This is a genomic window from Paenibacillus humicola (assembly GCF_028826105.1).
Taxonomy (GTDB): Bacteria; Bacillota; Bacilli; order Paenibacillales; family Paenibacillaceae; genus Paenibacillus_Z; species Paenibacillus_Z humicola.
In genome coordinates this window covers 4,164,337-4,187,368 of sequence record NZ_JAQGPL010000001.1, presented here as the reverse complement: position 1 = coordinate 4,187,368, position 23,032 = coordinate 4,164,337, and the positions used below count along the sequence as shown (strand labels likewise).

General features: G+C 60.3%; 17 protein-coding genes. 13 read left to right on the top strand and 4 right to left on the bottom strand.

Annotated features, from left to right (window positions below):
* Positions 1-35 precede the first annotated feature (35 nt).
* From PD282_RS19200 to PD282_RS19185, 4 genes are read right to left on the bottom strand one after another with little or no spacing between them, the layout of a single operon-like run.
* Positions 36-1,196 (bottom strand): YheC/YheD family endospore coat-associated protein, encoded by a 1,161-nt coding sequence (locus PD282_RS19200; protein ID WP_274652295.1) that lies wholly within the window; start codon positions 1,194-1,196, stop codon positions 36-38.
* On the bottom strand, positions 1,196-2,569 hold the full coding sequence (locus tag PD282_RS19195) for a YheC/YheD family endospore coat-associated protein (protein ID WP_274652293.1): 1,374 nt from the start codon (positions 2,567-2,569) through the stop codon (positions 1,196-1,198). The genes PD282_RS19200 and PD282_RS19195 overlap by 1 nt, the downstream gene beginning before the upstream one ends.
* On the bottom strand, positions 2,566-3,816 hold the full coding sequence (locus PD282_RS19190; RefSeq protein WP_274652291.1) for a YheC/YheD family endospore coat-associated protein: 1,251 nt from the start codon (positions 3,814-3,816) through the stop codon (positions 2,566-2,568). Before PD282_RS19190 ends, PD282_RS19195 begins: the two co-directional genes overlap by 4 nt.
* 18 nt (positions 3,817-3,834) lie before the next feature.
* On the bottom strand, positions 3,835-5,193 hold the full coding sequence (locus PD282_RS19185; RefSeq protein WP_274652289.1) for a YheC/YheD family endospore coat-associated protein: 1,359 nt from the start codon (positions 5,191-5,193) through the stop codon (positions 3,835-3,837).
* Between the two features lie 662 nt (positions 5,194-5,855).
* On the opposite strand from PD282_RS19185, the gene PD282_RS19180 reads away from it, so the two are divergent.
* From PD282_RS19180 to PD282_RS19120, 13 genes are all read left to right on the top strand, one after another.
* Complete coding sequence (locus tag PD282_RS19180; protein WP_274652287.1) at positions 5,856-6,875, top strand: LacI family DNA-binding transcriptional regulator; 1,020 nt, start codon at positions 5,856-5,858, stop codon at positions 6,873-6,875.
* A 29-nt stretch (positions 6,876-6,904) separates the two neighbouring features.
* Positions 6,905-7,765, top strand: a complete 861-nt coding sequence (locus PD282_RS19175; RefSeq protein ID WP_274652285.1) for a carbohydrate ABC transporter permease — start codon at positions 6,905-6,907, stop codon at positions 7,763-7,765.
* A 13-nt stretch (positions 7,766-7,778) separates the two neighbouring features.
* On the top strand, positions 7,779-8,600 hold the full coding sequence (locus PD282_RS19170) for a carbohydrate ABC transporter permease (RefSeq protein WP_274652283.1): 822 nt from the start codon (positions 7,779-7,781) through the stop codon (positions 8,598-8,600).
* A gap of 151 nt (positions 8,601-8,751) precedes the next feature.
* Positions 8,752-10,092: an ABC transporter substrate-binding protein gene (locus tag PD282_RS19165; RefSeq protein WP_274652281.1), complete on the top strand. Its 1,341-nt coding sequence runs from the start codon at positions 8,752-8,754 to the stop codon at positions 10,090-10,092.
* 70 nt (positions 10,093-10,162) lie between these two features.
* Entirely contained in the window at positions 10,163-11,416 is a 1,254-nt protein-coding gene (locus tag PD282_RS19160) for an amidohydrolase family protein (protein WP_274652279.1), read from the top strand.
* Between the two features lie 22 nt (positions 11,417-11,438).
* A complete protein-coding gene (locus PD282_RS19155) occupies positions 11,439-13,490 on the top strand; it encodes a hypothetical protein (RefSeq protein ID WP_274652277.1) in 2,052 nt (683 codons plus the stop codon).
* 33 nt (positions 13,491-13,523) lie between these two features.
* Positions 13,524-14,894 carry a sedoheptulokinase gene (locus PD282_RS19150; RefSeq protein WP_274652276.1) on the top strand — a complete coding sequence of 457 codons (1,371 nt, stop codon included), beginning with the start codon at positions 13,524-13,526 and terminating at the stop codon, positions 14,892-14,894.
* Between the two features lie 6 nt (positions 14,895-14,900).
* A complete protein-coding gene (locus PD282_RS19145) occupies positions 14,901-15,590 on the top strand; it encodes an aspartate/glutamate racemase family protein (RefSeq protein WP_274652273.1) in 690 nt (229 codons plus the stop codon).
* 52 nt (positions 15,591-15,642) lie between these two features.
* Positions 15,643-16,563, top strand: coding sequence for a class II fructose-bisphosphate aldolase (locus PD282_RS19140; protein ID WP_274652271.1), 921 nt, complete (start codon positions 15,643-15,645; stop codon positions 16,561-16,563).
* Between the two features lie 112 nt (positions 16,564-16,675).
* Positions 16,676-19,105 (top strand): alpha-mannosidase, encoded by a 2,430-nt coding sequence (locus tag PD282_RS19135; RefSeq protein ID WP_274652269.1) that lies wholly within the window; start codon positions 16,676-16,678, stop codon positions 19,103-19,105.
* A 43-nt stretch (positions 19,106-19,148) separates the two neighbouring features.
* A complete protein-coding gene (locus tag PD282_RS19130; protein WP_274652267.1) occupies positions 19,149-19,778 on the top strand; it encodes a D-sedoheptulose-7-phosphate isomerase in 630 nt (209 codons plus the stop codon).
* A complete protein-coding gene (locus tag PD282_RS19125) occupies positions 19,775-20,746 on the top strand; it encodes an ROK family protein (RefSeq protein WP_274652265.1) in 972 nt (323 codons plus the stop codon). The genes PD282_RS19130 and PD282_RS19125 overlap by 4 nt, the downstream gene beginning before the upstream one ends.
* 35 nt (positions 20,747-20,781) lie before the next feature.
* Entirely contained in the window at positions 20,782-22,938 is a 2,157-nt protein-coding gene (locus tag PD282_RS19120) for a Sip1-related alpha-galactosidase (protein ID WP_274652263.1), read from the top strand.
* The last annotated feature ends 94 nt before the right edge of the window (positions 22,939-23,032 follow it).

Below are 23,032 nucleotides of genomic sequence, written 5' to 3'. Positions count from 1 at the left end.
CTCCTGCATGATGCCCGTCGTTGAATGATCCGGACTTAGTCCCCGGTTCGGACCGGTCTCTTTTTTTTTGATTTCAGCACATACTGGCTGTACTGGAAAATACGCTCGAGCGACCGTTTCCGGATATCCGGCTCGTCGAATTTCATCGGCTTCGCGTTGGCCTCGAAAAACCAGACCGAGCCTTGCTGGTCGACGCCCAGGTCCATCGACATTTCCGCCAGCTTATGACGGGCGCCGCGTTCGATCTGGCGTGCGATGATGAGCGCCGTTCTGCGTATCTTTACAAGCAGCTTATGCGCTTCTTCCTCGCCGAATGCGCTCGAGAGCAGCTTCTCCGGGTCGTCGATGCTGCCGCCGCGCGGCACATGGGTCGTAATGCTGGCGGAACCGGCGACGCGGGCGCCGATTCCGGAAATTTCCCATTCGCCCAGTTGGTTTTTCTGGACGAGCGCGCGCAGGTCGAAGGAACGGTCGTTGTAGGAGGCAAGCCGGATGCCCTGCTGGGCGATATATCGCTCGCCGGAGCTTTCCTTCTTGATCCGTGTCCACAGACTGCTGATCGTACCGCAGTTGTAGGTGATGCTTTTTCGGTCGGCCTGGATTTTAAGCCGGTAAGGCAGCGTTTTTTCGGGGCGCACCTGAATCGCCATAATCCCTTTTCCGGCTTTGCCGCTGACCGGCTTTAAATACAGGAACCGGTGCTTCACCATCATTTTTCCGAGTCCCTCGCGCGTGAGCATCCTTCTCGTCGAGGGGATATAGGGCCGCGTCGTGGGCGACTGGCGAAGCCATTTGAACAGACTCCATTTGTTGAAAAACGATGGATTGAACAGCGTAACGCGCGGATCCTTCAGACAGGATATAATTTTTTGCCTGACGCCCGGCTGCAGTTCGTCTTCCCGGAGCGGAATGCGGTTGTAGATGAAATCGGGAAAAGGAAACTTGCCCAGCACCCACGTGTCCGTTTTTTCCTCGTAGCCGAAGCCGTCAAGCTGCTTGCGTCTCAGCTTTAAATCCCTCACTGCCAGCACATATACGATAAACCCGTGCTCGCGGCCGGTCATGATGAGGTCGGCGAAATTGCTGCGGTTGCCCCGGAACAGCTGGATGTCGTCCTCGATCGTCAGGATGGCCAGCACCGGCCGGCTGGCCTGAATGTTCAAAGCGGCGTTCTCACCCTGCACGACGGTTTCCATCAGCTGCTCCCTCCTTGAAACCGGCTTAAATACATGCAGTGTTCGAGAATATGACTGAGCGAGGAACGGCCTTGAGAACGGAGCGCCGGGTGGTGGAAGATGGAGCGGCCGGGCTTGGCGTTCGCTTCAAACATCCAGACCTCGCCGTCCTTGTCGATGCCGATGTCCAGACCGAGCTCGCCGAGCGTATGCGGGAAATTGCGCTCGATCGCTTCCGACAGTTTGACGGAAACCTTCTTCGCTTTATCGAGCATGTCGTCGGCCTCGTCGCCGAACGCCTGCTTCAGCGCCGTTTCCGGCGTCAGCAGCTGGCCTCCGTTCTTGATGTGCGTCGTTACGCTGCCGCGCCCGGCTTTTTTCGCGCCGATGCCGACGGGAACCCACTCGTTATTGCCGTTCTTGTGCATATGAAACCGGAAATCGATCGGGCAGCCGTCGATTTCGATCAGCCGGACGCCCTGCTGGCTGACGTACCGGCCGAGGGCGCTGCCGTGGCGGGCTTGCAGCATCCGCATCAGGCTGTTGAACTGGGTAAAGCGCAGCAGCACGTTTTTGCCGTTTCGCCGGTACCTTGCAAAATATCCTCGCTGCGGATGGTAGGTGAGCCGGTAAATGCCGATGCCGAGACTGCCGGCGGTCGGTTTGTAATAGATGAATTGGTGCTTCTCCAGCATTTCCTTGATTTTCTCGGGCCGCGGATTGTTGACCGATTCGGGCAGATGCCGCAGCGCTTCGACGTCCTGGTCGAGCAGCTTGTAGACGTCGGATTTATTGAAAAAGCTCCAGTTGAAGAACGGGATTTTGCGGCGGACAAAACGTTCGCGCAGCGTCACGATCGATTCGGTCGTTTCCGCTCTGCGGCTCGGGAGCCGGTTGTACACAACGTCCGGCAGCGGTATGGTTCTCCGGTACCAGCCGCCTTGACTCGTCAGGAAATACCCGTAAACCAGGTCCTGCTGCCAGTTGATGTCGCGCGGCGTGAAGGCGAACATATACGCTTTATTCTCGCCGGTGCGCAGCAGCTGCCGGATATAAGCGGTTCGCGAGCCGAACGGATGACTGGCCGTACGCACGGCGGAATCGGTCAGCACGCCGATGAGCGGGCCGATCTGGAACTCGCTGTCGCCGGATTGAAGCAGCGTGACGCTGCCCGTTTTCGGTATGCGGATCCGCTGACGGACGCCGGAGGATAAATACAGATGCTGTCCCGGCCGCTTGAGCGGTTTGACGACCGCGGTAACCGACTCGCCTCCGAACTTCAGCTGGATCGTTTTCTTGCCGGACAGCTTGAGCGTTTTAAGGAGCGAACCCGACAAGTAGATGACTTTATCGCTTTGCGGCGAAAAGTGTACGTGACACGATGTCAAACTCATGGAAGAACCTCCTGGACGTATCTCCTTTTGGATTCGGGCATCTGCAGGTTTCTTGTCGCGGCATTGGAATCGGTTGAAAGCTTAATGGCGGCTGGAAAAACGGGACCGCGGCGGCTCAGCAGCATCGCCGCGTATTGAATCGGCCTGCGGACGGCAAGCCGGGACAAATGCGGATCGGCTTCGAACGCTTCGCGTCCGGGCTTGGCGTTCGCTTCAAGCAGCCAGATCCGGCCGTCCGGCTCAATGCCGAAATCGAAGCCAAGTTCGGTTAGCCGGCCGAAGCGGCGCTCCAGGACGGCTGCCGCGCGCTCGCCGGTGCGGCGGATCCGAGCAAGCAGCTTCGCCGCTTGCTCCTCGCCGAAGAGCAGGGCCAGCCTGGTGCCGGCGGGGTAAGCCTTACCGCCGCCGTGCAGGTTGGAGGTGACGCTGCCCGGAGCGCCTTCGCGCACCGCCGCGCCCGTAAAGGCCCAGCGGCCGCGGCCGTCCTTCTGCACGAGCGCGCGGACGTCGAAGGCGAGACCGCCGCCGCTTGTCAGCCGCAAAAGCGGCTGCACGATATATTCGCTTCCGCCGGCAAATCGTTTCAGCCAGCGGACGGCAGCGGGCCAATGGGCGAATTCGCGGTCGAGCGGGCGGTTCGCCCGGTCCCGCCCGAGCACCGCAATCCGGCCGCCGTCTTCGCGGGCGGAGAGCGCGCCGCGTCCCTGCATGCCGGCAGCCGGCTTCAGGAAAAGGCCTTCCGGCCAGCGGCCGGCGAGCGTTTCCAGCGGCGGCCCTTCGCCAAGCCGGAAGGTCGGCGGCAAATAGGGGCGGACCGCCTCGTCGTCCTGCAGAGCGGCGTTGACGTCCGGCTTGCCGGGCAGCGAGCCGCCGAGCAGCACGAAGCGGTTCAGGCCGGAGAGGGAAGCGAGCGCACTGGAACGCCGCTCGCGTTCGGCCGGATTCCGGCACATCGACCGGTCGTAGATGAGCTCCGGCGGCGGCGCGGACTCGGTCCGCCACGCTCCCCGGTGAAGCCTCCAGCCCTGCAAAGAGCCGTTTGCCTCGGCGGACAGCACGGATTCGGCGTCGAAGACGAAGGCGTCAAGCCCGCTCTCTTCGGCCTGCAGGCACAGCCTCCGGCAGAACGTGTCCTCGGGCATGCCGGACGGCCGCTCCCGCCCATCATTCCGGCTGGGGCGCCTTTCGCTGACAAGGATGCCGAGAATGCCGCGGATACCGTGCGGCCGGCGCTTGGCGCTGTTCATGGCGGCTTCTCCTTTCGGTTAAAAATCGGCCAAATGCCGCGCATACCGGATCATATTGCGGACCGAAGGCCTTATTTTCCGGTCCTGCAGCGGCGTGTTATCGTTTTTCGACGGCTTGGAGTTCACTTCCAGCAGCCAGACCCGGCCGTTCGAATCGAGTGCGAGATCGATGCCGAGCTCGCCGAAATGGGCGGGAATGTTGGTGTCGATCGCTTTGGCGATGTCGAGTGCCGCCCGCTGCAGCCGCGCGGACGAGTCGCTCGCGCCGGACAAATTCGACTTGGCGACGGCTTCTCTGACGGTGCTGAGCGTTCCGCCGCGCGCCAGGTTGGAAACGAAATGGCGGCTGCCCGCCGTGCGGGCCACAATCGAGGTCAGCGCCCACTTGCCGGCTTCGTTTTTCTGCACCAGAGCGCGGAAATCGACCGGCCGGCCGCCGATATCGATCAGATGCAGCCCCTGCTGGATTTGATACCGGACCGTTTTCATTTTTCCGGAAATGGAACCGAAAAGCTTGAGCAGGCTCGGAAATTGCTGTCTTCGGGTCCCGGCTGCGGTGGCATACAAGGCTTGATAGCCGTCTTTATCCAAGCGGGAGATGCGGATGATGCCTTTGCCGAGGCTGCCCCGGACCGGCTTCAGGAAGACGGTGTGATATCTGGTGCACATCGTCTTCAGCATGCTGAAATTCCGGAGCAGATGCGATTCCGGCAAATAACGCACGACCGAGGGATCTTTGCTCAGCGCATCGAACACCTCCGGCTTGTCGAGAAACTTTTCGTTGAATACGGCGCTGTTGTGGCGCTGCTTCACTTCCTTCATAAAAAGCTGGACGGCGGGTCTATTTTCCAGTTTTCTGGACGTAAGCCGGTTATTGACAACGTCGGGAATCGGCATCGTCGTTTTGCGCCAGCCGCCTGCATAGATCCACCCGTCAACCGAGGTGCTGCCTGTAATCTGGTTCGGGGTAAAGAAATACGCATAGGCGCCCTGCGCGGCGCAGGCATCGACGAGCTCCTTGCAAAACATCGTGATCGAGCCGAACGGCCGCTCCGGATTCCCCGGATCGTCTCGGCTGACGAGCACGCCGATCAGCGGGCCGAGCGCAAGCGTGGAGCTTTGGCTTCGGTACTGAAGGCGCAGCGTCGTGTTTTCGAGTAGGCCGAGCCGTCTGGCGAGCGATTGCCCGATTCGCAGACCGTCGAAATGAAGGACCGGCACGACCTTGACGGGATGCCGCTGCGAGCCGAACTTCAGCGTTACAGGCTGGCCCTGCGGTATTTTCCACTTTTTGAGGTGAGCTTCGCCCAGCATGATCGCATCGTCCGGCAAGATGCCTGTGCTGATCACCTGAACGGCGACTTTTGTTTTCAGCATCGCGGATCTCCTTCCGTTTGCTGGAGGATGGAGGAATTAGCCAGCGGCCTGTAGGTATTTACACGAATTAATTCATCATATGAGGACATCTATCCCTTGGTGTTTGACCATAGACGGCTGCTTGACGAAATGGGCGTTGCCGCCGGCGGAGCGGAAGGCGGATAGGGAATAAGCGGTGGCATAAACCGGTGAATGGCGGCATATCCATAAGTAAGAAGGGAGCGGGTCAGCGTCAGCGGCACGCGCAGATCGCTTCAAATGAGGGTTGACACGCTTCGCCGCAGCCGCTATCATAGAGGCATAAATGATTTTCTTTTATCAAAACGGGAACGTTCCCAAAATGATCCGGGTTTCTTATCTATCCGGCTGTCGGTGCATAGAAATGAATGAATCGATGAATGGACTGCAGCAAACGGGAGAAGACGGAAGCATGGGATCACGGGCTGCAGGCAAAGAGGTCATTTTTGCAATGTTCTTTTTGGGAACGTTCCCATTTTTAGTTTCTCATCAGCAAATCGTGGAGACAGAAGTTTTCGGAAGGGCTCTTCGTAAATCGGGAACGTTCCCAATCTGATGGGTATCGCCGGAACCTTCTTTTTGGTAAAATGGGAACGTTCCCAAAATCAGGCGATATTAGAAAACCGGGTTCGGGAAACGTTAACGTGGAAAGAGTGATGGCAATGGGACCGACCATTCATGACGTCGCAAGGCTTGCGGGCACGTCCAAAAGCACCGTCTCCCGGTATTTGAACGGGCAAAAAGTGAAGAAGGCCACGCAGGAAGCGCTGGAGAAAGCGATCAAGGAGCTTAATTTCCACCGCAACGCCAACGCGCGCAGACTGGTGCTCGACAGGACGAATATCATCGCCGTCGTCGTAGACAACATTTCGAACATTTTCTATTCCGGCATCATCCGCGGGATTGAGCGGGTCGCCAATATGAAAGGCTATAACTGCATCTTTCTGAGCTGGACCTCCAACTATGCCGAAGAGATATCCTTTCTCAATCTGCTGTACGAAGGGCAGGTGGACGGCGTTATTCTCGTCAGCTTCCAAAAGCGCAGCGTAGCGAATCTGGAGCAAATCCGCGATTCCAGCTATCCGGTCGCGCTGGTCGGCGACCACGGCGAGATGGACAACATTTTCTCCGTCGATGTGGATAACGCGGCGGGCGTGTACGAAATCGTCGAATATTTGCACGGCCTGGGCCACCGGAAAATCGCGTATATTACCGGTCCGGATCATGCAGCCGCCAACAAATACCGGCTGAAAGGCTATTTGCAGGCAATGGAAGCGCTTCAGCTGACCTATAACGCAGACTGGATCGTCGAATCGGACTGGAGCAATCAGGGCGGTTACAAAGCGATGAAGAAGCTGCTCGAAACCGCCGGCTTTACCGCGGTCATCGGCTCGAACGACGAAACGGCGATCGGCGCGCTGCGCGCCGTCCAGGAATACGACCACAACGTGCCGAAGCAGATGTCGATCGTCGGCTTCGACGACATTACGATATCGGAATGGGTGTACCCGTCCCTCACGACGGTCCGGCAGCCGTTCCAGGATATCGGCATGAAAGCGGCCGAAGGCCTGCTGCAAAAAATCGAAGGAGGCGGCAAAGGACCTGCGGATCATTTCCTTTTGAAACCAAGGCTCATAATTCGCGACTCCTGCGGAAAATTATAGTGAAGAGGTGAGGATGAGTGGGCTCGAAGGTGAACAGATCGTATTACGGATACTTCTTTGTGGCGCCTTTCTTTATCGGATTTGCCGTTTTCGGTCTGGCGCCGATTTTGTACACCTTGTACTTAAGCTTCATGAAGTGGGACGGCTTTAGCGACCCGGTGTTCGTCGGGGTGGCCAACTATACGCGGCTGCTGCACGACAGCTTCTTTTATCAGACGATCTGGAACACGCTCATCATCTGGGTGTTTTCCAACACGCCGCAGCTCATTACCGCTTTGCTGCTCGCGCTCGTGCTGAACGAGAAGTTTATCCGGGGCAAGCATTTCTTCCGTGCGGTGTACTTCTTTCCGCACATCATTACGCCGGTTACGCTCGGCGTCATTTTCGCCCTGATGTTCGACTGGCAAACCGGCAGCATCAACAAAATTTTGCTGGCGCTGGGGATCGTTCAGGATCCCGTCAACTGGTTCAACAGCGCCTGGTGGTCGCGGATCATCGCTTCCGGGGTCATCGCCTGGCAGTATTTCGGCTTCAACATGATCGTCTTTATCGCGGGCCTGCAGTCGATCCCAAGCGAGGTGTACGAGGCGGCGGAGGTGGACGGCGCGACGAAGACGCAGACGGCGCTTCATATTACGCTGCCGCTTCTCAGGCCGGTGTTTCTGTTCGTGTTCATCACCTCGGTCATCGGCGGGCTGCAGCTGTTCGACGCGCCGCTCATCCTCGGAGACGGACCGAACAATACGGGCCGTACCATGGTCATGTATTTATACGAGACGGCATTCAAAAACTTCGATTACAGCTACGGCGCAGCGGTCGCATACGGGATATTCATCGTCGTCATGTTTTTTACGGCCATTACCGCCAGAGCCTCGAAGCTGAGGGAATAGGAGGCGAACGCGCATGACCAAAATCATCACGAGAAGCATCCTGTATCTGTTTCTCATCGTCGTTGCGGCGACGTGCCTGCTGCCGTTCTACAGCATGATCATCACGTCGACGCACACCAATTCGGATATCGCCCGCAAGCTGCTGCTCATCCCGGGGGACCAGTTTCTCGACAATTACGAGCGGCTGAAAAATACGGTCAATATTTGGCGGGGATTCGCGAACACGCTGTTCATTACGGTTACGTCGACGATCATCAACGTCTACTTCGCCGCTCTGGCCGGCTACGGATTCTCGAAATACCGTTTCCGCTACCGGAACTTCCTGTTTCTGTTCGTGCTCGGCACGATGATGATCCCGGGCCAGCTCGGCATCATCGGCTTCTATAAGCTGATGGACTCGTTTGACATGCTCAACACGTACTGGCCGCTCATCCTGCCGTCGATCTATAACGCATTCGGCATCTTCCTGATGCGGCAGTTCGCGGATTCGTCGGTGCCGACCGAAATCGTCGAGTCGGGGCGGGTGGACGGCTACGGCGAGCTGCAAATTTTCAACCGGATCGTGCTCCCGATCATGAGTCCGGCACTGGCGACGCTCGGCATCTTCGCGTTTATCGGAAAATGGAACGATTTTCTGACGCCGCTGATCGTGCTGTTCGATAACAACCTGCAGACGCTGCCGGTCATGATCGCCAGCCTGAAGTCGCAGTTTACGTCCGACTTCGGCGCCCAATATGTCGGTATCGTCATCGCCGTCGTGCCGGTGCTCGTCTTCTTCTCCTTTATGTCAAAGCGGATTATCGACGGCGTTGCCGCAGGCGCGGTGAAAGGCTGACAGGCGGCTCGCGGCACCCGGACTTACTCCATCGAAAGAGGTGATGCTTGCGGAAGAGGCGGGTAAGCCCATCCATCAAGAAGCGTTAACGTAAACGAGGGTCATTCCACAGCATGTGCAGTTCACTAATCGATGTAAGGGGAGAACGGTTTTGAAAACGAGAAAATGGCTCCTATTGGTCATGTCCGTCATCCTGGTCACCGTGCTCGCGGCCTGCGGCGGCAAAAACGGAAACAATTCTACGGGCGGTGCCGATAACGGCGCAGCCGGCGGCGGTTCGACGAATGCGGGCGGCCAAACGGGCGATACCGGCGGCGCGCAGGAGCTGAAGGGCCATCTGGTCATCTGGACGTTCTTCGATCAGGTCAAAGACATGGCCGATCAGTTCCATGCGAAAAATCCGGGCGTCACGATCGACGTGAAATTGTTCCCGGGCGACCAGTATCAAACGAAGCTGCTGACGGCGCTGCAATCCGGCCGCGATGTGCCGGATATTTTTGACCTGGAGCGCGGCTACATCGGCAAGTTCATCAATTCCAAATTTCTGACCGACCTGTCCGCAATGGGCGGAGACGACCTGGTGAAGGACTACATTCCGTACGTGAAGGAACTGGGTTACTCCGAGGACGGCAAGCTGCGCGCCGTGTCCGACCACTCTTCGCCGGGAGGCTTCTGGTACCTCCGCGACGTCGCCAAGAAATATCTCGGCACGGACGATCCGAAAAAAATCGGCGACATGGTGAACAGCTGGGATAAAATCATCGACCTCGGCAAAAATGTCGCAGCCGAAAGCGGCGGCAAAGAGCATCTGATTCAAAATGCCGGCGACCTGTTTGACATCGAGGCGTACAACACCCAGCCTTGGGTGAAGGACGGCAAGCTGAACATCGATCCGAAATGGAAAACGATTTACGAAACGCAGCTGAAAATCCGCCAAAACAACGTGGACGCCAAGCTTCCGTTCATGTCCGCAGGCTGGGGCAACGCGCTTAACGACGGCAGCGTCGTGCTGACCTCGATGCCGGCGTGGGCTGGCTTTATGGTCGACAACAAGGACAATAAGGCGAACGGCAAATACGGTGTCGCCGCTACGCCGGAAGGCTTCTATGAAGGCGGCACGTACCGCGGCATCTACGACAAGTCGCCGAACAAAGCGCTGGCGTACGAATTCATCAAATATATCGCCGGCGTGGAATGGCAGCAGCACAATTTGGAGAAAACGGGCAACATGCCGGGCAACGCCAAAGTGTACGAGAACAACCTGACGACGTTCAAATCGCCGCTCTTCGGCGACGAGAACATCCTCGTTCCGTACTATAACACGGTCAAAAACATTCCGCCGCTCAAAGCCGATAAATACGGCGAGGACATCCTGAGCAAGTGGAGAACGGTAGCCGGCGACGGCATTACGAACAACAAAAGCTTCGACGATGTCGTAGCGGCATTCAAGAAGGAAGTCAAGAATGCCTTCCCGGAGCTTAACGTAGATTAATCGACAGCATCGGTGCGACTGCTTCTGTTACGGGAGCAGTCGCCCCATTTTTGGAAGGAGAAGGGCCAAGGTGAGCACCATACACGAATATATCAACGAGCTTCGGGTCATTGACGGACACGAGCATCTGGCGACCCCGCAAATTCGCAAAAAAGAGAACCATGATTTTTTCTCGCTGATGCACTACCTGGATTCCGATCTCGTGACGGCCGGAATGGAGAGAGGCGCACTCGGAAGAAATGCCGGCAGCGACGAAGAAAGAGCTTCCGTTTTTTTGAAATATTGGCAGAGAACGGGCAATACGACCTACGCGCGCATGTTCCGGACGGCGATGCGCGACCTGTACGGGTTCGACGATTGGAGCGTTAGCGGCATTTTGGCCGTGAACGAGAAAGTGAAAGCGGCGACGCACAATCCGGATTGGTATCGCGAAGTGTTATCCGAGAAGTCGGGAATCGACCTTGCTTTTACGCTGATTCAGACGACGAAGCTGGAATACGAGCTGTTCCGGCCGATCATGTTTTTGGACTTTACCTATAAGCTGCGAACACGGAAGGATATCCACGAGGTTGCAAGAAGCGCGCGGACGAACGTGCATACGCTCGCGGGCTATTTGGATGCGGTGGATGCCTTATTGCATAAATTCAAGCAGGACGGCATGGTGGCGACGAAGCTCGGACACGCTTATTGGCGCACGCTGGCCAGCGGCAAGCCGACCTTTCAGGAAGCGGAGGCCGTATTCAACCGGCTGCTCGGCCTGACGCTCGAAGACGGGCTTTCGCAGCAGGAAACGGTCGCTCTTCAGGACTATCTCATTCATTTTATTATCCAGCGCTCCATCGCCTACGATCTGCCGATTCAAATTCATACCGGCCATCATGAAACGAGCGTCTCGGGGAACGGCAACCTCATCCCGAATTCGGACGCTTCGAAGCTGCTTCCGCTGCTTGCGGAGTATACCGACGCCAAATTCGTGCTGCTGCACTGCGGATTTCCGTATTTCGAGCCGTATTTAAGCATCGCGAAAAATTATCCGAACGTTTATACGGATTTCACGTGGACGTATATCATTTCCCCGACGGCGGGCAAGCAAATTTTGCACCAGATGATCGAAATGGTGCCGGAGACGAAAATTCAAGGCTTCGGCGGCGACTATAATCATATCGAGGGGACTTACGCCCACCTGAAGCTGGCGCGCAAAATCGTTGCCGACGTGCTCACGGAAAAAGTGGCGGAAGGCGCGATGACGGAGAAGGCGGCGATGACGTTTGCGGACCGGATCTTCCGGGACAATCTGATCGAGCTGTACAAGCTGAAGCTTTAAGTCCAGGGATCGGGGGTTTAAGATGATGGGATGGAGAGCCGAACAATCGGGCGGCCGCTATGAGCTGCGGGTTTACGAGCCGGGGAAGGAAGGCGGCCCGTTCTTCATGCGCTTTGGCCGGCTGGTCGAAGCCTGGAACGCTGCAACCGGCGAAAGCGAGGAGGTGCCGATCGCGGAGCTGGCCCCGGACGGGGAAGATGGGCTTCGGGTATCGGGAGCTTCCGCGTCGTTCGAGGCCGAAGCGAGGTGGACGGCGCTGGACGGCGAATGCGGCGGTTACGAGGTCGGCCTGGAGATGGTTTACCGGGGAGCCGAACCCGCCGAATTCGGGCTGACGTTCGGCTGCGAGCTTGCCGGACCGGGCCGGCCGGACTGGATGATTCCCGGCGCTTTCTATAAGGAGAACCGGTTCGAAAAAAATTTGCGCCGCTATCCCCGCTACGATTATAACGGCGGCGATAGGGACCAAATGGTGTCGGACCATTGGTCGTTCCGTTCGGACCGTGCCGCGCTGCCGGCGGTGTTCGCATGGAACGACGGCATGTGCGGCGCATTGTGTACGGACGAGATGTCGGAGCTGGGCCTGACGGGCCTCGGCTTCCGGGGCAGCGCGGACGGCACGTCGATCTGGCTGAATTACCCGTACCGGGAGGAGCCGGTCACCTTCGTCGGCGACGCCGTGCCGAAGCCGGCGGACCGGACGACGGCCCGGTTCGTACCGGGGCAGCGCATCCGGCTCAATCTGACCGTCTATGCCGCGGATGCCGATCCGCATGCCTACGATCCGTTCGTGCGCAGAATGTATCGGCTTCATGGCGCCGAGCACGGGCTGAACCCGTGGATGGGACTGGAGGAAGCGGCCGAGCTGACCGCTTACGGCCTTCATACGTGGCATTACAGCGACGAGCATAAAATCTTGTATGAGACGGCGGCGTTCGACCGCGAATTCAACAACAATGTGAAAGGGATGGGCGATCGTCCCCATATGCACGTCGGCTGGGTGAGCGGCGCGCCGTACGCTTACGCGCTGCTGGCTTACGGGCTCCGCAAAGGGATTGCGGCCTATACGGAAGCGGGCGCGGCCGTGCTGGATAAAATCGCATCCGGACTTTCGCCGAGCGGCATTTTCTGGGCGTCCTGGATCGTCGGCAAAGGCTGGACCGCAGGGTGGAACCCGAAATCCGACTGGCTGCAGGCACGTACGATCGCGGAAGCGACGCTGTTCATGACGCGCGCGCTCGCTTTCGAGCGGGAACGCGGCGAGAAGCATCCCGAATGGGAGACGGCCGTGCGGTCCAACCTGGAATTCGCGGCCTCGCATCAGCGGGAGGACGGCAATTTCGGCTCCTATTACAATGCCGCGACCGGCGAGGTCGAGGAATGGGACGGCGCGGGCGGCATCTTATGGATTGCCGCGCTGCTCGAAGGGGCGGATTTTTTCGGCAGGCAGGATTTTGCCGCAGCGGCGGCGAAAGCCGGTCATTATTACGCCCGTTTCGTGAAAGACGAATATATTTACGGCGCGCCCGAGGACGTCCATCTGACGCCGACCTCCGAAGATGCGTACAACGCCGTCGTTGCCTACGTACGGCTGTACGAGTCCGATAAGCGGACCGAATGGCTCGCGCTCGCTTCGAGCGCGGCCGACTGGATGATGACGTTCAGATGGACGTACAACCTGCGGTTTCCGCGCCATACGCTGCTCGCACAGTACGATTTTCGCTCGCGCGGCGCGGACCAGGCGTCGACGTCCAACCAGCATCTGCACAACTACGGCCTGTTCTGCGTGCCGGAAATGCTCCGGTTATGGACGTATACGCAGGACGCTTACTATCTGGACCGGACCCGCGACCATATCGCCTGCTTCCTGCAGTTCATCGCGCGGGAGGACGGCGACTTCAACGCGTATAAAGGCATGGTGACGGAGCGCTACTACAACACGAACTGCTTTCAGCCGAAAGGCATGATGCTGACGCTGTCGCATTCGTGGTGCATCGGGCTCATTCTGTATGCGGCCCAGGAGGCGGCGGCCTATGCGGATGCGCTGAATTTGCAGCCGGCGCAGAGCGGCTGATATCAAGCTATCAACCGGAGGTGAAGGGTCAGCATGCTGGTGGCGGGAATCGATATCGGAACGACGTCCGTCAGCGCCGCCCTCGTCTCGGCCGAAACCGGCGAAACGGTCCGGGTCGCCGGCAGGGCGAACGACGCCGCGCTTGAGAGCGGCCGCAGCTGGGAGCGGCTGCAGGATCCGGAGCGGATCGCCGCGATCGTCCGCGAGCTGATCGGCGAATGCCGGGCGCTTTGGCCGGAGGTGGCCGCCGTCGGCATTTCCTGCCAGATGCACGGCATCCTTTACGTCGATCGCGAAGGAGGCGCCGTCAGTCCGCTGTATACGTGGCAGGACGGGAGGGCGGATGTGCCGATGGAACCCGGCGGAGAGACCTACGCGCTTCGTCTCGGCCGAATAGGGGGCCGCGCGCTGGCCGCAGGCTATGGGCTGGCAACGCATTATTACAACGCGAACAACGGGGAAGTGCCGGATGACGCGGCGTACTTGTGCACGATCGGCGATTATATCGCCATGAAGCTGACAGGTGCAGCCGTTCCGCAGATCGAGCCTTCCAACGCGGCGAGTCTGGGGCTGTTCTCGCCGGAGGCGGACGCCTTCGACGCCGCGGCGTTACGGCGGGCCGGTCTGGATCCCGCCATTCTGCCCCCGGTCTGCCGCGGCATCGGCATCGCCGGAAGGACGCCGGACGGCAAGCCGTTGGCGTGCGCCATCGGCGATAACCAGGCCAGCTTTCTCGGGGCCGTTTCGCGGCTGGAGGGCACGCTGCTGGCGAACGTTGGGACCGGCTCGCAAATCTCGGTTTACAGCGGGCAGGCCGAGGAAATCGCCGGACTCGAAACGAGGCCGTTCCCGGGGGGAGGCTTCCTTATCGTCGGCGCCCCGCTCGGCGGCGGCAAATCGTACGCGCTGCTCGAGCGGTTCTTCAAGGAGACATGCCGGGCATTCGGCGCCGGGACGGGCGCCGGGGACATCTACGAGCGAATGAACGCGCTGGCCGCGGAGGCGCTCGAAACGGGCCTCGGACCGCTGCGGATCGGCACCCAATTTTACGGCACGCGCCGGAATCCGCTTGCGCTCGGCCAAATCGCCGGCTTGAATGACGACAATTTCAGGCCCGGCCATTTCGCCGCCGGCGTCCTTGCGGGCATCGCCGACGAGCTGATGGACTTCGTGCATCTGCTCCCGGGGCGGCTGCGCGGACAAATAATCGCGGCGGCGGGCTCCGGCAACGGTATCCGTAAAAATCCGGTGCTGCAGCGGCTGCTGCAGGAGCGTTTGAATTTGCCGCTGACGCTTGCCGCCACGCAGGAGGAAGCCGCATACGGCGCGGCCGTGTACGCCGCCGCTGCCGCGGGCTTGTTCCCGGACGTGAAGACGGCGCTGGCCGGCATGAGGAAAGGATGAAACAAGATGGGAGAGCATGAAACGGGCCAATGGGCGGAACGTCGGCTGGCCATTATCCATACGACCCCGGTGACGGTCGATCCGTTGAAGACGCTGGCGCTTGAGCTTATGCCCGGGATCGATGTGTTCAATATCGTGGACGACTCGATTTTGCCTCAGCTGGCCGCAAACGGCGGCCGTGTGGACGACATTCGCCCGCGCTGGCGGGAGTACGCGGGTATCGCCGAAAGCCTCGGGGCGGCGTGTATTCTGAACGCCTGCTCGTCGATCGGCGAGCTGTGCGCGCAGGTGCAGCCGGAAATCGGCGTGCCGATTGTCCGCATCGACCAGGCGGCGGCGGAATACGCCGTGCGCTCGGCATCCCGCATTGGCGTCGCCGCCACGCTTGCCACGACGCTGGAGCCGACGCAGCGGCAGCTGCTCGCCAAGGCGGAGCTGGCGGGCCGGCAGCTTAAGCTGACGCCGGTCGTTGCCTCCACCGCCTACCGGCGGCTGCTCGCCGGCGATAAGGAAGGCCACGACGAGGAGCTGGCGGCGGTGCTTCGCCGTCTGGCCGAAGACCATGAACTCGTCGTGCTGGCGCAGGCGTCCATGGCCCGCGTAACGGAGAAGTTCCCGGAGGACGAGCGGAAGCGGTTTTTGACAAGCCCGAGGCTCGGCATGGAGCGCGTCAAACAGGTGCTGCAGACGGTGTAAACAATCAGGCACGGAGTAGAATAGCTTTTATTGGAGAGGACAGAGGGAGACTATGCCGAAACATACTGAATTCAACAATGTCATCACCCTGAAACAGGCGCTGGAAACGGCGGAAGCGGGCCGGTTTGCGGTCGGCTCGTTCTCGCCCCGCTATACGCCGATGATCGCGGCGGTTCTTGAGGCCGGACAGCAGGCGAAATCGCCGCTGATCGTGCAAATCTCGCAAAAGGAACTGATCCGTTACGGCATTACCCCGGCCGAGTTCGGCGAGGAATTTTACCGCATGGTCGGGCAGCTGAACATTACCGTCCCCGTCGTGCTCCATCTGGACCACACGAAGGAGCTGAAGGTGATCGCCGAGGCGATCGACGCCGGCTTTACGTCGGTCATGATCGACGCGTCGGAGAAGCCGTTCGCCGAGAACGTGAAGGAGAGCAAGGAGGCGGCGGACTACGCGCACGCCCGGGGCGTGTCGGTCGAGGCGGAGCTCGGTATGATCGGCACGACCGATTACGTCGAGACCGACAAGGACGAGGAGCTGTACACGGACCCGCAGGAAGCGGCGGAATTCGTCCGCCTGACCGGAATCGACGCGCTCGCCGTTTCGTGCGGCACGGCGCACGGCGTCTATAACGTCAAGCAGCCGAAAATCGACTATGACCGGCTGTCGGCCATCAGCGCGCTGACGCCGGTCCATCTCGTGCTGCACGGCGGCTCGGGCGTGCCGGCGGACATGATGCGCCAGGCGTACCGTCTGCCGGGCGGCGGCGTCAGCAAGGTGAACATCGCCACCGATCTCGAGCTTGCGCTGCTGGCGGCGCTCGGGCGCGAGGAGCGGATGACGAACGCGGAATGCCGGGCCCTTTCGGCCGAGCAGCTGGCGTCGGGACGCGAGGCCGTGAAGCTGACCGTCATCGACAAAATGGAGCATTTCGTATGCAGCGCGGGCGAAGCGGGACGTTTCATCCTGTAAGAACCCTTCGCGGCGAAAAGCGATCGATCTGAACGCAAGAAGCGCGAATGGCTCTTTATCTAAGGGCAGCGCGCGCCTTTACTTATCTGGACAGGAGCTGAACCTTAAGACGATGAAGGACAAGAAGCTGTATATGATCGGCAACGCCCATCTGGACCCGGTATGGCTGTGGCAGTGGCAGGAAGGCTTTCAGGAAGCGAAAGCGACCTTCCGCTCCGCGCTCGACCGGATGAAGGAATCGGACGATTTTATATTCACATCCAGCTCGGCCGCGATGTACGAATGGATCGAGAACAACGATCCCGGCATGTTCGCGGAAATCCGGCAGCGGGTGGCCGAGGGCCGCTGGAACATTGTCGGCGGCTGGTGGATCCAGCCCGACTGCAACATCCCGGGCGGCGAATCATTCGTTCGCCAGGGGCTTTACGGACAGCGCTATTTCAAGGAGAAATTCGGCGTCACGGCCAAGGTCGGCTACAATGTCGACAGCTTCGGCCATAACGGCATGCTGCCGCAAATCCTGAAAAAGAGCGGCATGGATTATTACGTCATGATGCGGCCGATGCCGAATGAGAAAGGACTTCCGGGGCGGCTCTTCTGGTGGCAGTCCGACGACGGTTCGAAGGTGCTGACGTTCCGCATCATGTTCGAATATTTGTCCTGGGGCAAGGATTTGGAAGGCCACGTCCGGCGCTGCCTCGGCGAGTTCAAGGATCCGCTGAACGACCTGATGCTTTTCTACGGCGTCGGCAACCACGGAGGCGGCCCGACGAAGGAAAATATCGCGAGCATCCGCCGTCTGAACGAAGAAGCGGATTTGCCGAAGCTCGAGTTTGCGACGCCGGACCGGTATTTCGCAGACATGGAGAAATCGGGGCTGACGTTCCCGGTCGTGCACGACGATCTGCAGCACCACGCCAGCGGCTGCTATGCCGCCCATTCCGGCATCAAGCAGTGGAACCGCCAGGCGGAGAACCGGCTGATCGCGGCCGAGAAATTTTCGGCGCTCGCCTCCTGGATCACCGGCCAGCCGTATCCGAAGGAGCTGGAGCGGGCGTGGAAGAACGTGCTGTTCAACCAGTTCCACGATATTTTGGCCGGCACGAGCCTTGAGCCCGCCTACGAGGACGCGCGGTATTTGTTCGGCGAAGCGATGGCGATCGCCGACCGCTCGCTCAACTACGCCGTGCAGTCGCTGTCGTGGAACATCGGCATCGAGCAGGACGAATCGATGCGCCCGATCGTCGTGTTCAACCCGCATGCCTGGCAGAGCCGGGTAAACGTCGAGCTTGAGGTCGGCGGCATCAAAGAAAGCTCCGTGCTGCTGGACGATACCGGCAAGCCTGTGCCGTTCCAGACGGTGAAGTCGCAGGCCGCCGCCCGCGGACGCTACCGGCTCAGCTTTATGGCCGATCTTCCGCCGCTCGGCTACCGCGTCTACAAGCTGGCGCTCGAGTCGGCTTCGGTGAAGCCGGCCGGCGAACCGATCACGGCAAGCGATCTCGTGCTCGAGAACGACCGTCTGCGCCTCGAATTCGACCGCGAGACCGGCTTTATCAAAAGCCTGCGCGACAAGCGGCTGAACCACGAGGTGTTCAAAGGCGAAGGCGCAAAGGCGGTCGTGCTGCACGATACGTCGGATACGTGGAGTCACGACGTTCTGCATTTTAACGATATCGCAGGGACGTTCAAGGCCGTGCGCGTGCAGCGCATCGAGCACGGACCGGTCAAATCGGTCATCCGCGTCGTCAGCGAATACGGCAGCTCGCGGCTGGTGCAGGATTTCGCGATGTACCCGGCCAGCGGTCAAATCGACGTCAGCGTGACGGTGGACTGGCGCGAGAAGTTCAAAATGCTCAAGCTGGTGTTCCCGGTGAACGTTATTTTCAGCAAGCAAACGTACGAAATTCCGTACGGCACCATCGAACGGGAGCATAACGGCGAAGAGGAGCCCGGCCAAAGCTGGGTCGACTACACGGGCATCGTACAGGAAAGCAACCGCGTCTACGGGCTCAGCCTGATGAACGACGCCAAATACAGCTACAGCATCCATAACAAGGAGCTGGCGCTGACCGTGCTGCGCAGCCCGATCTATGCGCACCATGTCCCGTACGTGCCCGAAGCGGACGGCGAATACGCGTTTATCGACCAGGGCATTCAGCGGTTTCATTACTCGCTTCTTCCGCACGAAGGCACGTGGGAGCAGGCGGGCACGGTGCGCCGCGCGGCCGAGCTGAACTGCAGGCCGGTGGCGGTTATTGAGACGTTCCATGAAGGCAAGCTGCCGCAAACCGATTCGTACGTCTCGGTCGACAAGGACAACGTCATCGTCAGCGCGCTGAAAAAAGCGGAGGATAACGACGATCTGATCGTGCGCTGCTACGAAACGGACAAAAAGGCGACGACGGCGGAAATCCGGCTGCCGAAGTGGAACCGGACGATCCGTGCCGATTTCGGCCCGTCGGAAATCAAGACGTTCCGCGTGCCGGCAAGCGCCGACCTTCCGGTAACGGAGACAAGCCTGCTGGAGTGGGACCTGTAACGCGCGGAAGCGACTAGAACGATAACGGGGATGTGAACACGCGGTGAGCGCGATTTTTAACGGATTGTTTACGAAATATCCCGATCTGGAGCCGTGCAGGGAGCAGATCCGGGAAGCGTACGAGGCGATGAAAAACGCCTTCGAGCGGGGAGGCAAAATGCTGCTGGCCGGCAACGGCGGCAGCGCCGCCGACTGCGAGCATATCGTCGGGGAGCTGATGAAGGGCTTTATGTCGCAGCGTCCCCTTCCGCCGTCCGAGCGGGAAAAAATGATGATTCACGGCGAGGAAGGGGCTTACCTCGCCGACCGGCTGCAGGGCGCGCTGCCGGCGATTTCGCTCGTCAGCCATACGGCGCTGTCGACGGCGTACATTAACGACGTAGCGGCCGACATGGTATTCGCGCAGCAGGTATATGGCTACGGCCGGCCCGAGGATGTGCTCGCCGTGTTCAGCACGTCCGGCAATTCGGCCAATGTGGTTCGTGCCGTTCAGGTCGCGAAGTCGCTCGGCATGAAGACGGTCGGCTTTACGGGCCAGGGCGGCGGCCGTTTGAAGGAGCTGTGCGATGTGACGGTTCGCGTCCCTTACAGCAGCACGCCGGATATTCAGGAGCGGCATCTCCCCGTTTATCATGTTCTGTGCATGATGCTCGAGGAGGCATTTTTCGCATGAGCATGCTGCTTGGAGGGTTCGATATCGGCGGCACCAAGTGCGCCGCGGTGCTCGGCGTCGCCGAAGACGGCCGTGTGAACATCGCCGAGAAGCGCAGCTTCCCGACGCCCGAAACCGCGGAGGCGACGATCGGCTGGTTCTGCGAGGCGATGGCCGACATGCAGCGGGTCGCAGGCGGGGCCGGGCCGCTGCAAGCCATCGGCATCAGCTGCGGCGGGCCGCTCGACAGCCGCCGCGGGCTCGTTCTGTCTCCGCCCAATTTGCCGGGCTGGGACCGGATCGACGTCGTGACGCCGCTGAAGGAGCGGTTCGGCGTACCGGTGGCGCTGCAGAACGACGCCAACGCCTGCGCGCTCGCCGAATGGCGCTGGGGTGCCGGCCGCGGCGCGTCCGACGTCGTGTTTCTGACGTTCGGCACCGGCATGGGCGCCGGCCTCATTTTAAACGGGAAGCTCTACTCCGGCGCAAACGATATGGCAGGCGAAGTCGGGCATATGCGGCTGGAGCCGGACGGACCGGTCGGCTACGGCAAGGCGGGCTCGTTCGAAGGCTTTTGCAGCGGCGGCGGCATTGCGCGGCTCGGCCGTTTGATGGCCGAAGCGCATATCCGGGGCGGCGGCCGAACCGCCTTTTGCCGGGGACTGGAACAGCTGGACGCCGTTACCGCGAAGACGATATTCGAAGCCGCGGCTGCAGGCGATGCGCTTGCGCTGAAGGTGGTCGACGCCGTCGGCACCCGGCTTGGCAGAGGACTTGCCGTGCTGGTCGATCTTTTGAACCCCGAGCGGATCGTGATCGGCAGCATTTACGCGAGACAAGAGGCGCTGCTGCGGCCGATCGTCATGGAGGCTCTTGCGAGCGAAGCGCTGCCGATTTCGCTGCAGGCGTGCGAGATCGTCCCATCGGGGCTCGGCGAATCGGTCGGCGATGCGGCCAGCTTGTCGGTGGCGCTGCAGGCGTTGGAATAACCGGCCGTACCATTTGAAGCAGGCAGGAGGAGCTTATGTTCGAATTCAGCGAAAAAGGGGAGCTGCGCTCCCGAAGCAATCCGCAGGCCGACGTCTTCGGCACGTTCGAGGTCGAGGTGAGGCTAGATTCGCATCCGCAGCCGATCGCGCTGAAGGCGTGCGGAACGGAGCTGGAACGAGGCGATGACCGGGACGGTGCTCTCGATACGGCGGTTTGGCGGTTTCAAAACGACGACGATACCGTCCGCGCCCGGATTCGCTTGCGCATGACCGGCCGCGGGGCCGTTCTGGCGTCGGTCGAAGCGGAAACGGTGAATGATAACGATTTCGGCAAACAGAGGACGTTCGCCGCCGAGCACGCCATTGTCGTGACGGTCCGTCCGGCGGAAGCGATTGAAGGTCTAATGGCCAATTATCAGCATAAGGATTGGTGGACACGCCCCCACTTCGGCGCGAATCCGGAAGAGCTGCCCGGACGGACGCAGTCGATTTTGTGGAAGACGGCCGAAAGCTTCTTTCATCTGCTGCCGGTCGTCGGGCCGGTCTGGCGGACGGATGCCGCGGGAGCAAGCGGCGGCTTCGCGATTCGGCTGTCCGCTTATGAAAGCGGCCGCACCGCATGCGAATCGCTCGCATTTGCGCTGTCTGCAGGAAACGACCCGTACGCGCTGGTGGAGCAAAATGCGGAGTCGGCTCTTCGCGAGCTGGACTACCCGACGCTGCCGCGCAGCCGAAAAACGTATCCCGCGCTGCTGGACAGGCTCGGTTGGTGCAGCTGGGATGCCTTCTACCATAAGGTCGACGAAGCGGGGCTGCTGGCCAAGGCGGAAGAGCTGCAGCAGCTCGGTCTGCCGGTCGGCTGGGTCATGATCGACGACGGCTGGTCCGAAACGAAGGACGGCAGGCTGATGTCGTTCGAGGCCGACCCCGTCAAATTTCCCGGCGGCCTGAAACGGGCCGTGACTGCGCTCAAGGAGCGCTTCGGCATCCGGCACGTCGGCGTCTGGCATACGATTGCCGGCTATTGGGGCGGCGTCCATGAGGACAGCGGCATTGCGACAAAGTACGCCGAATCGCTTTACCGGGTGCCGCGGGGCAATCTCATTCCGTATCCCGAGGCGGGCCGGGGCTTCGGCTTCTGGCACGCGTGGCACGGCTTTCTGCGGCGGCAGGGCGTCGATTTCGTCAAAGTCGACAGTCAAAGCGCCGTGCTCAATTATCTGAAGGAACGCCGTTCGATCGGCGAGGCGGCCGCGGCGGCGCACGAAGCGTTGGAAGCGTCGGTCGCGCTGCATTTTAACGATACGGTGATCAACTGCATGGGAATGGCGGCCGAAAACGTATGGCACCGTCCGAAATCCGCGGTTTCGCGAAACAGCGACGATTTCGTCCCGCAGGAAAAGCGCGGCTTCCCCGAGCATGCGCTTCAGAACGGGTACAATTCTTATTATCATGGCGCGTTTTATTGGGGCGACTGGGATATGTACTGGTCGAAAAATCACGACGGCGTCCAGAGCGCCGTCCTGCGTTCGGTCAGCGGCGGGCCGGTGTATGTCAGTGACGCGCCGGGCAATACAGATCCAGCGCATATTTGGCCGCTTATTTACCGCGACGGCACGATAATCCGCTGCGACGGCCCGGCCGCCCCGTCGCCGGATTGCCTGCTGGCTGATCCGACCGAGCGGACGATCCCGCTCAAGCTGTGGAATACGGCGGCGGGCGCCGGTGTCGTGGCCGCTTTCCATATTCACAAGGAGGCCGGTCCGGTTGAAGGCGGCATCGGACCGGCCGATGTGCCGGGGCTCGCGGGGAACGAGTTTGCGGTCTACGAGCATTTCTCCCGCAGCTTCTCTTATTTGAAAGCGGAGGAGAGCAAAGCCGTTCGCCTAGAAGAAGGCGGTTTTGCGTTGTATGTTCTCGTTCCCGTCAAAGGCGCGGTCACACCGATCGGACTCGCGGACAAATACGTTTCGCCTGCGGCGGTGTTAAGCTGCACCGAGCAGGAAGACGTCACGGCGGTATCGCTCCGCGAAGGCGGACGGTTCATCTTCGCTTCGCGCACCGTCCCCGTGCAGGTGACGGTCAACGGGCAGGCAGCTGCCTTAGAGCGAATCGGCGATGATCTCTACGAAACGAATGCGGACCGGCCGGAGGGCGGGTCCGTGCAAATCGAAATCAGGCTGTCAAAATGAACGAAAGGCCGCCGTGCCGTTCGGATTCGCGCAGAACGGGCGGCGTGCCGCCCGTTCTGTTCGCGCGGCCGGGGAACGGAACGGACGAATCCCG

Excerpts from the sequence above, each read along its gene's own strand:
- PD282_RS19185 (WP_274652289.1), bottom strand. The coding sequence starts at position 5,193 with ATGCTGAAAACAAAAGTCGCCGTTCAGGTGATCAGCACAGGCATCTTG.
- PD282_RS19135 (WP_274652269.1), top strand. The coding sequence starts at position 16,676 with ATGAAGGACAAGAAGCTGTATATGATCGGCAACGCCCATCTGGACCCG.
- PD282_RS19155 (WP_274652277.1), top strand. The coding sequence starts at position 11,439 with ATGATGGGATGGAGAGCCGAACAATCGGGCGGCCGCTATGAGCTGCGG.
- PD282_RS19120 (WP_274652263.1), top strand. The coding sequence starts at position 20,782 with ATGTTCGAATTCAGCGAAAAAGGGGAGCTGCGCTCCCGAAGCAATCCG.
- PD282_RS19170 (WP_274652283.1), top strand. The coding sequence starts at position 7,779 with ATGACCAAAATCATCACGAGAAGCATCCTGTATCTGTTTCTCATCGTC.
- PD282_RS19200 (WP_274652295.1), bottom strand. The coding sequence starts at position 1,196 with ATGGAAACCGTCGTGCAGGGTGAGAACGCCGCTTTGAACATTCAGGCC.
- PD282_RS19195 (WP_274652293.1), bottom strand. The coding sequence starts at position 2,569 with ATGAGTTTGACATCGTGTCACGTACACTTTTCGCCGCAAAGCGATAAA.
- PD282_RS19145 (WP_274652273.1), top strand. The coding sequence starts at position 14,901 with ATGGGAGAGCATGAAACGGGCCAATGGGCGGAACGTCGGCTGGCCATT.
- PD282_RS19125 (WP_274652265.1), top strand. The coding sequence starts at position 19,775 with ATGAGCATGCTGCTTGGAGGGTTCGATATCGGCGGCACCAAGTGCGCC.
- PD282_RS19150 (WP_274652276.1), top strand. The coding sequence starts at position 13,524 with ATGCTGGTGGCGGGAATCGATATCGGAACGACGTCCGTCAGCGCCGCC.
- PD282_RS19140 (WP_274652271.1), top strand. The coding sequence starts at position 15,643 with ATGCCGAAACATACTGAATTCAACAATGTCATCACCCTGAAACAGGCG.
- PD282_RS19190 (WP_274652291.1), bottom strand. The coding sequence starts at position 3,816 with ATGAACAGCGCCAAGCGCCGGCCGCACGGTATCCGCGGCATTCTCGGC.